At 69.3% G+C, this 14,104-nt stretch carries 14 protein-coding genes and 1 tRNA gene; 4 read left to right on the forward strand and 11 right to left on the reverse strand.

Features of this window, described 5'->3' with window-relative positions; genetic code table 11:
• The first annotated feature begins 42 nt into the window (after window positions 1-42).
• From N8J89_RS03140 to N8J89_RS03150, 3 genes are all read left to right on the forward strand, one after another.
• On the forward strand, window positions 43-501 hold the full coding sequence (locus tag N8J89_RS03140) for a carboxymuconolactone decarboxylase family protein (protein WP_283662851.1): 459 nt from the start codon (window positions 43-45) through the stop codon (window positions 499-501).
• Between the two features lie 85 nt (window positions 502-586).
• Window positions 587-2,980: a S9 family peptidase gene (locus N8J89_RS03145; protein WP_283662852.1), complete on the forward strand. Its 2,394-nt coding sequence runs from the start codon at window positions 587-589 to the stop codon at window positions 2,978-2,980.
• 35 nt (window positions 2,981-3,015) lie between these two features.
• On the forward strand, window positions 3,016-3,903 hold the full coding sequence (locus N8J89_RS03150; RefSeq protein WP_283662853.1) for an alpha/beta fold hydrolase: 888 nt from the start codon (window positions 3,016-3,018) through the stop codon (window positions 3,901-3,903).
• 30 nt (window positions 3,904-3,933) lie between these two features.
• Here N8J89_RS03150 and N8J89_RS03155 read toward each other — a convergent pair whose 3' ends face one another.
• The 4 genes from N8J89_RS03155 to N8J89_RS03170 form a co-directional block, all read right to left on the reverse strand.
• Window positions 3,934-5,430, reverse strand: coding sequence for a DEAD/DEAH box helicase (locus tag N8J89_RS03155; RefSeq protein ID WP_283662854.1), 1,497 nt, complete (start codon window positions 5,428-5,430; stop codon window positions 3,934-3,936).
• 136 nt (window positions 5,431-5,566) lie between these two features.
• Window positions 5,567-6,535: an NAD(P)-dependent alcohol dehydrogenase gene (locus tag N8J89_RS03160; protein ID WP_283662855.1), complete on the reverse strand. Its 969-nt coding sequence runs from the start codon at window positions 6,533-6,535 to the stop codon at window positions 5,567-5,569.
• Window positions 6,532-6,765: a helix-turn-helix transcriptional regulator gene (locus N8J89_RS03165; RefSeq protein WP_252482446.1), complete on the reverse strand. Its 234-nt coding sequence runs from the start codon at window positions 6,763-6,765 to the stop codon at window positions 6,532-6,534. Before N8J89_RS03165 ends, N8J89_RS03160 begins: the two co-directional genes overlap by 4 nt.
• Window positions 6,759-7,166 (reverse strand): hypothetical protein, encoded by a 408-nt coding sequence (locus tag N8J89_RS03170; RefSeq protein WP_283662856.1) that lies wholly within the window; start codon window positions 7,164-7,166, stop codon window positions 6,759-6,761. The genes N8J89_RS03165 and N8J89_RS03170 overlap by 7 nt, the downstream gene beginning before the upstream one ends.
• Window positions 7,167-7,299: 133 nt before the next feature.
• Between N8J89_RS03170 and N8J89_RS03175 the strand changes: the two genes are divergently transcribed.
• Complete coding sequence (locus tag N8J89_RS03175) at window positions 7,300-7,806, forward strand: hypothetical protein (protein ID WP_283662857.1); 507 nt, start codon at window positions 7,300-7,302, stop codon at window positions 7,804-7,806.
• Window positions 7,807-8,002: 196 nt separating this feature from the next.
• On the opposite strand, the gene tcmP is transcribed toward N8J89_RS03175, so the two are convergent.
• From tcmP to N8J89_RS03210, 7 genes are all read right to left on the reverse strand, one after another.
• On the reverse strand, window positions 8,003-9,142 hold the full coding sequence (gene tcmP, locus N8J89_RS03180; RefSeq protein ID WP_283662858.1) for a three-Cys-motif partner protein TcmP: 1,140 nt from the start codon (window positions 9,140-9,142) through the stop codon (window positions 8,003-8,005).
• A gap of 30 nt (window positions 9,143-9,172) precedes the next feature.
• Complete coding sequence (locus N8J89_RS03185; protein WP_283662859.1) at window positions 9,173-9,931, reverse strand: DUF5131 family protein; 759 nt, start codon at window positions 9,929-9,931, stop codon at window positions 9,173-9,175.
• 240 nt (window positions 9,932-10,171) lie between these two features.
• Window positions 10,172-10,247 (reverse strand) — tRNA-Arg (locus N8J89_RS03190).
• A gap of 115 nt (window positions 10,248-10,362) precedes the next feature.
• On the reverse strand, window positions 10,363-10,830 hold the full coding sequence (locus tag N8J89_RS03195) for a thioredoxin family protein (protein ID WP_283662860.1): 468 nt from the start codon (window positions 10,828-10,830) through the stop codon (window positions 10,363-10,365).
• A gap of 29 nt (window positions 10,831-10,859) precedes the next feature.
• Window positions 10,860-12,242, reverse strand: coding sequence for a M1 family metallopeptidase (locus tag N8J89_RS03200; protein WP_283662861.1), 1,383 nt, complete (start codon window positions 12,240-12,242; stop codon window positions 10,860-10,862).
• Entirely contained in the window at window positions 12,242-12,595 is a 354-nt protein-coding gene (locus tag N8J89_RS03205; RefSeq protein ID WP_283662862.1) for a rhodanese-like domain-containing protein, read from the reverse strand. The genes N8J89_RS03200 and N8J89_RS03205 overlap by 1 nt, the downstream gene beginning before the upstream one ends.
• Window positions 12,570-13,940 carry a purine-cytosine permease family protein gene (locus tag N8J89_RS03210; protein ID WP_283662863.1) on the reverse strand — a complete coding sequence of 457 codons (1,371 nt, stop codon included), beginning with the start codon at window positions 13,938-13,940 and terminating at the stop codon, window positions 12,570-12,572. The genes N8J89_RS03205 and N8J89_RS03210 overlap by 26 nt, the downstream gene beginning before the upstream one ends.
• Window positions 13,941-14,104 lie beyond the last annotated feature (164 nt).

The raw sequence follows: 14,104 nt of genomic DNA on the forward strand, positions 1-14,104 counted from the left end.
TGACGGAGCAGCACCCCTGGATGTGACAACAAGGAGAACACCATGTCCGCTCGCATGGCCCACCCGGTCTACCTGCTGCCCGAGGTGATGAAGAGCCTGCAGGCCCTGGGCAAGGCGACCGAGCACGACGGAGTGCCCAGCAAGACCCACCAACTGGTGCAGCTGCGCGCCAGCCAGATCAACGGCTGCGGCGTGTGCGTGGACATGCACTCCCGCATGATGAAGAAGGAAGGAGAGACCGACGAACGCCTCTTCGCGGTAGCCGCCTGGCGCGACACCCCGTACTTCACCGACGCCGAACGCGCCGCCCTGGACCTGGCCGAGTGCATGACCCGCTTCAGCGACCGCGCCGACCAGGTCCCGGACGAGGTCTGGCACGAGGTCGCCAAGCACTACGACGAACCCGCCCTGGCCGCCCTGATCACCTCAATCGCCCTGATCAACGTCTGGAACCGCCTCAACGGCACCATCCGCCAGCCCGCAGGCCAGACCTGGAACTGACACCAGCCCAGTCAGCCGTGGTTGAACCCGGTCCTGGTGTATGCGTATATTCATACGTACAAAACCAAGACTGGGGAGATCGCACATGGCTGACCGGATTCCTGCCACCGTGTACGCGGCGGCGGAGAACCTGTTGTCGCACACCAGATCCGCGCTGATGGGCGAGACCAGGATCCGGCCGCGCTGGCTCGATGACGGAGCCCGGTTCTGGTACCGGGTCGACGGGCGGTTCGTGCTCGTCGACCCGGTGGCCGGCACCAGGGAACCGGCCTTCGACCACGCCCGGCTGGCGGCGGCGCTCGCCGAGGCGGCTGGGCAGCAGGTCGACGCCGGTGAGCTGCCGTTCCGGGCGATCGAGCCGGGCGCGGGCACGGTGGCGTTCGCGGCCTTCGGGCAGCGCTGGCGCTGCGACCTGGGCGACTACACCTGCCAGCCCGAACCCGCCCCGGCACTCGGGACGGCGGCCGAGCCCGGGACCGCCGCTGAGCCCGGGACCGCAGCCGAGACCGGAGCCGCAGCCGAGACCGGAGCCGCCGCTGAGACCGGCGTCGCCACTGAGACCGCGGCCGCCGCCGACACCGGAGCCGCCGCCGAGCCCGCGGTGCCGTCGCCGGACGGCAAGCTCGCCGTGTTCCGCCGCGGGCACGACCTGTGGGCGCGATCGATGGCCGACGGCCGGGAGTGGCCGCTGACCACCGACGGGGTGGCCGACCACGACTACGGCGCCTCCGGATTCGGGCCCGGCACGTTGCTGGCCAGGTTCGGGGTGACCCCGCCGCCCACGGTGGCCTGGTCGCCGGACTCGGCCAGGGTGCTGACCAACCGGGTCGACGTGCGCGAGGTCCGGCAGACCCACCTGGTCCAGGCGATGCCTGCCGACGGTGGCGCGCCGCGGCTGTTCAGCCAGCGGTCCGCCTACCCGGGGGACGAGCACATCCCGATGGCCGAGCTGGTGGTGCTGGAGGTGGCCACCGGCGAGGTGGTGCGGGGGCGGGGCGAGCCGCTGCCGATGCCGTTGATCTCGCCGGTGGCCTCCGGGGCGGCCTGGTGGGCGGCGGACGGGGCGGTCTACTACCTCAGCCAGCCGAGGGACCTGCGGGCCTTGTCACTGCACCGGGTCGACCCGGCGACCGGGGCGGTGGAGACCGTGGTCCGCGAGACGGGGGAGACCCGGGTGCAGGTCGCGCCGCTGCCCTTCGACCCGCCGCTGGTCCGGCTGGTCCGGGGCGGGGCGGAGCTGCTCTGGTACTCCGAGCGGGACGGCAGGGGACACCTGTACCGCTACGACCGGGCCGGGCAACTGCTGGGCCGGGTGACCTCGGGGGACTGGGAGGTGCGGCGGATCCTGCACGTCGACGAGGACGCCGAGGTGGTGTACTTCCTCGCCGCGGGGCTGGTCGAGGCCGATCCGTACCGGCGGTCGGTGTGCCGGGCGGGGCTGGACGGGACCGGGTTCGCCCTGGTCACCGCGGACGAGCTGGACCACGTGGTCACCGTGCCCGAGCACGGCGGCTACTTCCTCGACTCGGCCTCCACGGTGGAGCTGCCGCCGGTGACCACCGTGCGGGACTGGACCGGGCGGGTGCTCGTCGAGCTGGAGCGGGGCGACCTGACCACGTCCTGGGCGGCCGGGTGGACGGTGCCGGAGCGGTTCCGGGCCACGGCCGCGGACGGGCACACCCCGATCTACGGCGTGCTGTACCGGCCGCGCGACTTCGACCCGGCCAAGCGGTACCCGGTGATCGACAGCGTGTACCCGGGGCCGCAGGTCACCAGGGTCGAGCCGGCCTTCGGGCCGATGGGCCTGGACATGCACGTGGCCTCGCTGACCGCGCTCGGTTTTGTGGTGGTCGCGGTGGACGGGCGGGGCACCCCGGGCCGGGGCAGGGCCTTCCACGACCACTCCTACGGCAGGCTCGGCGATGCGGGCGGGCTGGCCGACCACCTGGCCGCGATCCGTGAGCTGGCGGCGACCCGGCCGTGGCTGGACCTGGACCGGGTCGGGGTCTGCGGCATCTCCGGCGGCGGGTACGCCACGGTCCGGGCGATGTGCGCGCACCCCGAGTTCTACCGGGCAGGGGTGGCGATCAACGGCATGCAGGACAACCGCTACTACTCGCAGGTCTGGGGCGAGAGCTTCGACGGGCCCTACGACGAGCAGACCTACGCCCGCAGCTCCAACGTGGAGATCGCCGACCGGCTGACCGGCGAGCTGCTGCTGATCCACGGCGGTTCCGACGACAACGTGCACCCGCACCACACCCTGCGCCTGGTCGACCGGTTGATCGCCGAGGACAAGGACTTCGAGCTGGTGATCGTGCCGGGCGCCGAGCACATGTTCCTCGGCTACGAGCACTACCTGGCCCGGCGGCTGTGGGACCACTTCGTCCGGCACCTGCTCGGCGTCCAGCCACCGGTCGGCTACCGCCTGAAGCCGACGCCGCTGGACCTGGAAACCCTGGCCGAGCAGTTCAGCTGAGGCAAGCGCATCAAACCGGGAGAGGGGAAATCGAGATGACCCAGGTAACCGCGCCGCCGCTGGGCGAGCACGTGCGGGTGGGCGAGCGGACGCTCTACACGCACCGGTCCGGGAAAGGCGGTCCGCCGGTGGTGTTCCTGCCCGGCGCGAGCATGGTCGGCCTGCACTACCTCAACATCCACGACCGGATCGCCGAGCACACCACCAGCGTGCTCTACGACCGGGCGGGCACCGGCTACAGCGAGCGGATCCCGTTGCCGCGCAGCGCGGCCGAGGTCGCCGACGAGCTGCGCGGGCTGTTGTGGGCCACCGATGTGCGCGGACCGTACGTGCTGGTCGCGCACTCCCTCGGCGGGGTCTACGCCCGCCGGTTCGCCCAGCGCTACCCGGACCAGGTGGCCGCGCTGGTGTCGCTGGAGGGCGCGCACGAGGACTGGGACGACTACATGCCGCCCGAGCTGCGCGTCCAGCACGGGGCCGCGGACGCGCCCATGCCCGACCTGCCGCCGGAGACCGTCCAGCGGTTCCGCGAGCTGATCACCGCGAAGCTGGCCGACTGGCCCGAGGCGGTGCGCGAGCCGATGATCGAAGCGCAGCTGAGCCTGGACTGGATGCGGATCGGCGCGGCCGAGCGGTCCAACCTGGCCGCGGTGTTCGCCGAGCTGCGCCGCGGCGGGCCGATCCCGGACGTGCCGTACCTGCTGTTCACCGCCAACGGCATCGACCCCGGCCAGCGGCTGTTCCTGTCCGAGGAACTGCTGCGGGTGCAGGGCGAGCGCAAACTGGCGATGTACCAGGCGCTGTCCGCCGCCGCACCGCGCGGCGAGCACCGCGTGCTGGCCGAGGCCGGCCACAGCTGGCTGACCATGGACCAGCCGGAGGAGGTCGTCCAGGGCATCCTGGACGTCCTCAACCGGATCTAGCTGTCCACAAAGGACTCAGCGGCAGTGCGCTCAGCGGCCGCCGCGGCGGCTGCCTGCCCTGCTGCGCGAGGAGAACGTCGCCGCGCTCCCAGTAGGCGCGGGCGGCCGCGCGGCGGTGTCGGCTTCCTTGCCGGCCCGCGTGCGCGGCTTGGCCGCCGAACCGGCACGCTGGCCGGAACCACCGCGCCGGGAACCACCGCGCTCGGCGCCGGCGCGCTCACCGGAAACACCGCGCTCGCCGGAACCGGCGCGCGAGCCCGAGCGACCGCGGCCGGAACCGTTGCGGCGCGCGGGGTTCCGCGCCGTGTCGGCGACCGCGGACGGCACCGGCGGCGTGACGTAGCTGCGCTCGCCGACGGCCAGCTCAGCCAGCAGCGGGTGCTCCGGCGTCACGTGGGTCAGCCGCGGCTTGATCCCGGCCTTGCGGGTCAGGTCGCGCACGTCGGCGGCCTGGTCGGCGGTCATCAGCGTGACCACCGTGCCCTCGGCGCCCGCGCGGGCGGTGCGGCCCGAGCGGTGCAGGTATGCCTTGTGCTCCATGGGCGGATCGGCGTGCACGACCAGCGTGACGTCGTCCACGTGGATGCCGCGGGCGGCGATGTCGGTGGCCACCAGCGTGCGCACCCGGCCCTCGGCGAAGGCGCCCAGGTTGCGGGTGCGCGCGGACTGGCCCAGGTTGCCGTGCAGCTCGACCGCGGGCACGCCCGAGGCGATGAGCTGCTTGGTCAGCTTGGTCGCCCCGCGCTTGGTGCGGGTGAACACCACGGTGCGGCCGGGAGCCGCGGTCAGGTCGGCCAACACCGGCAGCCGGTGCTCGGCGCGGACCTGCAGCACGTGGTGGGTCATCGCGTCCACCGGCGACTGCGCCGAGTCGACGCTGTGCGTGACCGGGTTGCTGAGGTAGCGGCGGACCAGGGTGTCCACCCCGCTGTCCAGGGTGGCCGAGAACAGCAGCCGCTGACCGCCCTTGGGCGTGGTGTCCAGCAGCTTGCGCACCACCGGCAGGAAGCCGAGGTCGGCCATGTGGTCGGCCTCGTCCAGCACGGTGACCTCCACCGCGTCCAGGTTGGCGTGACCCTCGCCCATGTGGTCGGCGAGCCTGCCGGGGCAGGCCACCAGGATGTCCACGCCGTTGCGCAGCGCGTTGATCTGCGGGCGCGCGGCCACCCCGCCGAAGACGGTCAGCGTGCGCAAACGCAACGCCTTGGCCAGCGGGGCGAGGGACTCGGTGATCTGACCGGCGAGCTCGCGGGTCGGCGCGAGGATGAGCGCGCGCGGCCTGCCCGGCCGCCGGGGCGTGCCGCTGGCGGCCAGCCTGGACAGCACCGGCAGCAGGAAGGCGTAGGTCTTGCCGGAGCCGGTGCGGCCACGGCCGAGCACGTCCCGCCCGGCCAGCGAGTCCGGCAGGGTCGCCGTCTGGATCGGGAACGGGGTGCTGATGCCCTGGTCCGCGAGCACCGCGGTGAGGGCCTGGGGAACGCCGAGCTCGGCGAAGGAAAGCGTGGTGTTGGGGCGGCGGGCCGCCATGCAGTCTCCGAACGTCTGAGGGGTCGTCCTGCCCGGCGCGGATGATCCGCAGCGCAAAGGTGGATCGACCTGGAGGGCAGCCCGAGGCAGAACTGAGCGGGCCGCCTCTCCAGTGTAGCTGAGTTGCTTGATCTGGTCAGACGGAAATGACGACCTTGCCGAGCGGATGGCCCTGGTGCACGTGCCGGATCGCCTGCGCCGCCTCGGCCAGCGGAAACACCCGGTCGAGCACCGGTGTGAGCTTGCCCTCCCCGGCGAGTCCGGCCAGGAACGCGAAGTCCGCCCCGCGCTCGCTGCTGACCAGTCCGCGCAGGCGCTGGCCGACCAGCGGTGACAGCAGCGCCGCCCGCAGCACCCGGTCGATGCCGCCGAACCAGCGCCCGGCCCCCTCCCCGCCGACGATCACCAGCGTGCCGCCCGGCGTCAGCGCCCGCCGCAGCTGGGCCAGCGGCCGACGGCCCGCGGTGTCCAGGACCAGGTCGTACCGGGTGCCGTCCACGAAGTCGGCCTTGCTCCGGTCCACCACCCGGTCCGCGCCGAGCGAGCGCACCAGCTCCGTCCGGCTCGGCCCGCACACCCCGGTCACCAGTGCGCCGAACTCCGCGGCCAGCTGCACCGCGAAGCTGCCCACACCCCCGCCGGCCCCGGTGACCAGCACCTGCTGCCCCGCCCGCACCTGCCCGAGGTCCCGCAACCCCTGCAACGCGGTCCCACCGGAGACGGGCATCGCCGCCGCCTGCTCGAAGCTGAGGTTCGCCGGTTTGACCGCCACCTGATCCGCCCTGGCACACGTGTACTCGGCGAAGGACCCGGCGCCGGTCCCGAACACCGCGTCCCCCTTCCGGAACCCGGTCACCCCGGCCCCGACCGACTCCACCACCCCCGCCACGTCCCGCCCGCGCACCGCAACCTTGGGCTTGCGCAGGCCGAACCCGGCCAGCCGCACCAGGTACGGCAACCCGGTCATCAGGTGCCACACATCCGGCCCCACCCCGGCCGCGCGCACCCGCAGCAACACCTCGCCCGCCCCCGGCTCCGGAATGGGAACGTCCTTGAGCGCCAACACATCCGTCGACCCGTACCGGTCCTGCGTGATCGCCTTCACGGCCGCTCCTCCGCGTCCCCGGGGTACTGGAAAACCTGCTCGAGCGGCACGTTGAACACCCGCGCGATCTGGAACGCCATCTCCAGCGAGGGCGAGTACCGCCCGGCCTCGATGGCGATGACCGTCTGCCGCGTCACGCCGATCCGCTCGGCCAGCTCCGCCTGCGTCAGCTGCCCGTGCTCGAACCGCAGCGCCCGGATCGAGTTGGTCACCCTGGTCGGCTTCACCACGGCTGGAACCCCCGCCGGTAGGCGACCACCTTGGCCGTCGAGCCGAGCACCGCGGAGAGCACGAACGCCAGGTAGATCGCGTTGGCGATCCAGAAGTGCGCCGCCCCCGCCAGCGCCAGCCCCAGCGCGCCCACCCCGCCGAGAACCACGAACGACTGCCCGACGTGCTCCCCGAACCGCCCGATCTCCCGGTCCCGCTGGTCCACCCGGCCGTCCGCGCCCGGCGTCAGGACCGAGGCCACGATGTGCAGCACGATCCCCGCCACGATCCCGCCGCCGATGGCCCACAGCATCGTCGGCACGTAGGACGCCGCCAGGCCGAACACCAGGACGAGGTAGGTGGTGTAGCCGCAGACCGCGACCACCAACAAGATCCACGCCCGCTTCTCTTCAATCGCCATGCCCGCCCCCATGTAAAGAAAACTTGACATGGGCCAATGTAAAGAAGACCGGACACCGTGTCAAATATTCTTGACCTCGACCGGCTGGGTGAAACCCGTGCCGGGCGCCGCGACGGCCGAGTACGGTGCACCGATGGCCGAAGACCAGGCGACCCACCAGTGCCCATGGCTGTTCGGCAGTGAGTGGGGAATATCGCTGGTGTTCCTGGCCAACGAGCGGCATCCCGGCACCATCGACATCCGCCACCAGCACACCCAGCTGATCTTCGCGGTCCTGGGCCGCCTGCTGCTCCGGCTGGCCGGCGAACTGGGCCGTACCACCAGGGACATGACCATCCTCGACGACGTCCCGGTCACCGAGCTGGTGACCAGGCTGACCTCGTTCGCGTACTTCCGGCAGCTATGCACCGCCGCCGACCTGGGAACCTCGCCCGAGCTGAGCCACCCGGTGCACATCGCCAGGGCTGAAGCCGAGCACGCGGAGCTGGCCGCGCTGCTCCAGCACCCGGACGCGGAGCGGCTGCACGAGCAGTGCCTGGAGGTCTGCCGGAACGTGCGCGGCCCGCAGAGCCAGCACTGGACCCTGTGGAACGTCCGCTACCTCACGGCGCGGATGGAACGCGACTTCTACGGCCACTAGCCGGTTCGCGCTGGTGAGAGTTAGTGGCCCAGGATTTGGACCTGCGACACCCGCTCTAGGAGGGTGGTCGTAGGCGTTGTCAAAGCCCTCTGCCGACCACCTCGGTCACACAACCACCCCCATGATCGTGTCATGACCTCACTGAATCGCACCGTTTCGCGTCACCAATGGTGTCATGGATGGGGCTGCGTGTCGGCTACCCCAACATGCTCAGCTGCTCAGGCTTCGGCGGTCGAGCGGTGATCGTTGTCGTGCCCAGGCGCAGCGCCCCGGTGGGAGTCTGGATTAGCTTGTCTTTCTCCAGCTTGGTGAGGCACCTGGTTACGTGTGATGCCTTGTAGATTGTATGGAGCTTGGTGAACTCCCGAAGCTGTTCGACGGTCTGCGACCGGTTTGGAGAGTTAAGCAGGAGCCCGTGAAGCAGTCGTTCGAGTGGGGCGAGATCGGGTTCGTGGTGCATCGGCAGCATCTGCTGCCAGGGGTCACGGGGGTCTTGGAACCCAGCGCCTTGGACAGGGTCAGCGTTCCAGAGAGCATCCTTGAACTTCTCGACTCCCTTGGCGGAACAGGTGCCGTACAAGAGGTTGAGCTGATCGCCGCGTGAGGTGCCGAGGTTGAAGCGGAGAACGTGGTTGAACCCAGCTGTGCGCATCGTGGTCTCAAACTCACGGGCGATGTGTTCCCGCTTCTTGTAAGGCTCATGCTGCGCCACATCGCGCCAGGCAGTGTCTCCAAAGATCGCGTCGCCGCGGGCGTGATCCGAGTGGAACCGGGCAAAGTGCTGAGGCAGGACCGTGTAGATCACCTCCGAACTCTTGTTGGTGGCGATGTTGGCGAGGAGCTGGGCAGGCACGCCACCGCCGAAGGTGTCAAAGATCGCGAGTATCGGCTTACCCCATACTTTCGACTCATTGAGCAACTTGGGGAGTTCGTGCTGACACTCACCGCAACGCAAGCGCACCTCGACGACGCCGTCGTCGAAGTCGAACACTGGTGCCCCGACATTCAGAATCTTCCCGAGTTCACCAGCCAGCAGGTGTGCGTTGTGCCGCTCCTTCTCGACCAACAGGAACCGAGCCCGCTGAAGCTGACTAAATTCGCGGCGCCTGCGGAGCAGTCGGCTCAACGCGATGATCGGTGAGCCCTCTTCTCCGTGGCTGTAGATGCCGCAGCCGGAAAACCCCTCGGCGTAGGTGACCTCGCCGTATCGCTGGATCAGGATGGGGAACCAGGCGTCAAGGTACTTCCCGTAGATCTTGTGCTTCGCCGCCGTGTGTGGCGCTAGATCCCAAGGCCCCTTCATCGACACCCCCGGCCATTCGTAGTGATATGGCAACTACACAGTGCGGAGGTTCAGGAAGCGGCGTCAAGCGGTTCCGGCAAGTTCGTTCGTTTGAGGCATCTCATCCCACGTGCGTCCCTGCAGTTCGCGGCCACCAGACTTGGGCGTCCGGCCGCCCCACTGCTTGAAGAAGAAGGGCACGTCGGCACGTACGCACTGGTCTCGAAGGCCGAGGACCCATGTCTCGTCTACGGGGCGAGCATGTGGGCCAGACTCGCCGCCGACGATGAGCCAGTGGATTCCGTCAAGGTCGAGGTTCGGCAGTGGGCCGAGCAGTGGCTCACAAGACAAGAAGCGAACGGCAGCGGGAACGGAGCGGAGATCATCCATTCGGCTGAGCGTGTCGGTGTTCTCTACAGAGACGCCAACCCAGACGTTCGGGGGCCAGGCCAAGCCCCCGGCGAGCCGGTGCAGACGCCGCGCTCGTTTGGTCAGGATTTGGTAGGTGTGCTGAGGGGTTGCCTCCATGACCGCGAAAACACGGCGAATGAAGTCCACCGAGACCTTGGCGTGGAACAGGTCGCTCATGGAGTTGACGAACACCAACCGTGGTTCTCGCCAGCGCAGAGGCGCTACGAGAGCATCGGCGTGGACTGCAACGCCGAAACCCGGCCCGCTGGTTCGAGGATCGCCGTCGTGTTGGTACTTGGCCGATCCCATCGCCTTCAGCCGTTTGGCCAAGGTCAGGGCGTAGCAGTTGTCGCACCCAGCCGAGACCTTGTCGCACCCAGTGGTCGGGTTCCACGTGGTCTCGGTCCACTCAATGCGAGACCGTGTGCTCATCGTGGCACCTCCTGAGACTGAGCCACGGTAAACCAGTGATGATCCGCTTCTGACGCTAGCCCCTAGTACGCCCGATTCGAACACCCGTTCGGTGGATTTTGTTCGTAGAGATGCAGTGAGCGGCTCAAGGTGACTGGTCCCCTGTCTTGATCGACGAGGTGCCCGTCAAGTTGAGGACTCCCGTCAGTCACCACCAACCGGGTCGTGATCTTGCTGGCCAGCATTTCCGCTGGTGAGAGATGGTGGCCCCGGCAGGATTCGAACCTGCGACACCCGCTTTAGGAGAGCGGTGCTCTATCCCCTGAGCTACGAGGCCGGGACAAGCACCGTCAGCCTAGCGGGTGCGCGGCTGCTTGTCCTCGGCGGCTCGGGCCTTGCCCGGAGGGGGTGGTGGAGATCGCACCCACGGTTCCCCTCCGGGCGGCCTGGGCTCAGCCCTTGGCGAGCTGGGCGTTGATCCAGTTCCTCAGGTCGCGCTCGGCGTTGGCGCCGCCGTAGCCGATCCTGCGGGAGTCGGGCAGGTCCGCGGCGTTGCGGATGCCCTGCAGGGTGGGCAGGTACTTGATGTTGTGCTTGGTCAGGATCGCCTTGGACTCATCCGCGTCGACCTCGGCCAGCAGCCACTTGCCACCGTTCTCCCTGGCCATCTTCTCGATGACCGGCTTCATCTTCTGGCACGGCGGACACCAGGTGGCGCCGAAGTCCATGATGACCAGCTTCTGCTTGGAGGTCTCCATGACCTGGTTGTAGTTGGCGTCGGTGACGTGGACGATGTTCTCCTCCGCGCGGACGCTGGAGGATTCCAGGCTGCTGGGCGCGGCGGCGGAGGCGGTGCCGGCGAGGGCGGCCGTGGCCAGGGCGGCCGCGGCCAGCGCGGCGGCGAAACGGGTCTTGCGCATGGTGGTTCCTTTCGATCAATGGTGGGACATCAGGCGGGGAAGAGGTGCTTGTCCGCGGGGATGGTGGTGCTGTGGCTCCAGGCGTCCAGGAACTCCTTGAGGTCCATCTGCGCCTCGGCCTCCAGGTACAGCTCCAGGTCGTGCCAGCCCTGGTTCCAGCCCTGGTTTATGGTCGGGAAGTTCGACAGGACGGTGTTGAACGCGCGTTCGCCGATCTTGCGGCGCAGGGCGTGAACGAACAGCGCGCCCTTGTCGTAGATCGCGCTGAACTCCTTGCCCTTGCCCGGATCGGCCAGCTTGCGGGCCCAGAAGGCGCCGTTGCCGCGCACCGCGTCCACGGCCTTGCGGTACTCGGCGTCGAGGTCCTTGCCCTCCTTGGCCTCGGCCCACATCCAGCCCAGGTAGTTGGCGAAGCACTCGTGCGTGCAGGTGTCCGACCAGTTCTCCACCGACATCGACGCGCCCCACCACTGCGCGGCCAGGGTGCGCACCAGCGCCTTGAGGTCGGCGTTGCGGCCCAGCACCGGGCGGGTCTGCGCGCCGACCTGGTAGGGCTGGCTGTCGGCGAGGTGGATGGTGCCGACGGTGCCGAAGTGGTAGTCGCCGAGCTTGGAGTTCAGGAACTTCAGCACCTCGGGCAGCTTGTCCGCCAACGGTTTCCCGTTGCTGCCGGGTGCGAAGGCGGAGAGCACCGATGTGCTGTCCACAGTGGACTCCTGGAAGGTGTACCTGTCGATGCCCAGCGCGATCAGGTGCGGGGCCACCGGGTCGGAGGTCCAGGTGGTGGTGGTCCGGCCGTTCTGGGTGACCGGCTTGGACCTGGTGCCGTTGGCCACGCTCTGCCAGCCCTCCGGCACCGAGGTGGTGATGCTGAGCTCCGCCTTGTCCATCGGGGTGTCGTTGACCGGGAACCAGGTGCTCGCCGAGTGCGGGGCGCCCGCGGCGATCACGCCGCCGGAGGGGGTGCCGCGCCAGCCGCCGAGGCCGGTGACCGGGTGCCGGACCGGCTCGGGACGGCCGCAGTAGCTGACCTCGACGGTGATCTCGGCGTCCTTGGCCAGCGGCGCGGCCGGAGTGATCACCAACTCGTGCTCGCCGGTGCGGGTGAACTTGGCCGCCTGGCCGTTGACCTTCACCGAACGCACGGTCAGGCCGCGCAGGTCCAGGTTGAACCGGCTCAGCTCCTGGGTGGTCTTCGCGGTGATCTTCGCGGTGGCGTCCAGCAGCTTGCTGCCCGGGTTGTAGGACAGGTTCAGGTCGTACTTGCTGACGTCGTAGCCGCCGTTGCCGTCGGTGGGGTAGTACGGGTCGCCGACGCCGTCCTTGCCGGGTTCCGGCGCGGCCAGCGCGGTGCCCGCGCCCAGGGCCAGGGTGGTGGCCACCGCGCCGAGCGCGAGTCCGATCTTGCGCATCAGGCCACCGCCTTCTCGGTCGCCAGGCCGGCTCCGGCCCAGTCCTCAATGCCCTCGCGGTACTTGCGCACGTTGGTGTAGCCGAGCTGGCGCAGGCGCTGGCCGACGAACTCGCTGTTGCGGCAGGGCACGTTCGCGCAGTAGACGACCACCGCGACGTCCTTGTCCGGCAACACCTTCGGCGCGTACTCGTCGGTGAAGTCGGCGGCCTGCTCGTACGGGAAGCCGGGGATGTTCACCGCGCCGGGCAGGTGCTCCCGCTCGTAGTAGGCCACCGGCATGGTGTCGACCACGACGACCTTGCCCTGCGCCAACTCCGCTTCCAGCTCAGTGCGGGTGATGAGAGGCAACACGGTGCTCTTCCTCCTTTGTGGACGGTGCGGTGGGTGCGGCGGTCGGCGTGCTGCCGATCCCGCGGGTGAGGCCGAAGCGGCCCAGCAGCAGGTAGCCGAGGAAGGCCGCCAGCACCGAGGTCAGGGTGGGAATGCCGAAGGGCAGGAAGGCGCCCGCCACCGCGCCGAACACCCAGCAGGCCACTGCGGCCGGCACCCAGGTGGGCGCGGTGGCGGGCAGTTCACCCCTGGCGCGGGACTCCTCCAGGACCGGACGCCAGGAGCGGACCAGGAAGTACTCGGCGATGATGATCCCGGCGATCGGCGGGCTGATCACCCCGATCCAGGTCAGGAACCCCTGGAACTGCCCCAAAATCCCGAGTGCGGAGAGCACCGAGCCGAGCAGGCCGAGACCGAGGGTGGCACCGATCCGGTTGGTGCGCTTGCCCAGCAGCACGTCGATGGTGTTCACCAGGCCGAGCGAGGCGCAGTACAGGTTCCAGTCGTTGACCTTGAGGATGGCCGCGACCAGGATCAGCGTGCCGAGGAAGCCGGAGGACGAGGTGATGATGTTGACCACGTCCGAGGTCTTGGCCGCGTGCGCCAGCAGCACCCCGATCAGCCCGATCACGAACTCGCCCAGGGTCACGCTGAGCACGGTCTGCTTGACCACGTCGCCGGTGCTGCGGTTGAACCTGGTCAGGTCCGGGGTCATGATCGCGCCCATGATGAACGCGCCGGAGACCAGCGTGGTCCCCGCGGCCAGCGACAGCGCCGGTCCGGGCGGCGCCGAGCTCATCAGCTCGCTCAGCGAGTGCATCCGCAGCCCGTCCCAGATCGCGTAGCCGCTGAGCAGCAGGAACGCCGGCACGGTCAGGTAGGCGGTCCATGCCATGCCGTGGATGCCGAAGACCACGATCCCGGTCACCAGCATGCCGCCGATCAGCGACCAGGCCCACAGCGGCGGCCCGCCCAGCAGGTTGCTCAGGCCCTGGGCGAACGCGCCGTTCTGCACGCCGAACCAGCCGGCCAGGCTGATCGTCATCAGCAGCCCGACCAGTGCCGAGCCTCGGTGACCGAAGCCGGACCAGCGGGTCAGCACCGAGGTGGACAGGCCCTCCCGCATGCCGGCCACGCCGAGCAGGACGGTGATCACCTCCATGATCGCCGCACCCAGGGTGATCGCCAGCACCGCGTTCCAGAACGTCATGCCGAAACCGAGTACGGCACCCAGTAGGAACTGGTGGAAAGAGGCAATCTGGCCAAATCGCTGCACCGCGATGGAAAACCACGGGCGGCGGGCTGACTCCGGGACCCGGGAGAGGGAGAAGTCATCGCGGCCCACCGCGTTCGCTGTTCCGCTCATAACCGAAGTCTGTGCACTGGCCCATTCGATTGCACCCCCTCTTCTGGGGGGTGGTTTTCGAGGTGACTTGAACTGAATTTCAGCCGTTCACAACGCGTTGACGTGCGGGTTTGCCTAGACGTACGAAGAGGTTGAGCACGTCGGTGAAACTCAAACGAGCGGAG

This window comes from Crossiella sp. CA-258035, assembly GCF_030064675.1.
GTDB lineage: Bacteria > Actinomycetota > Actinomycetes > Mycobacteriales > Pseudonocardiaceae > Crossiella.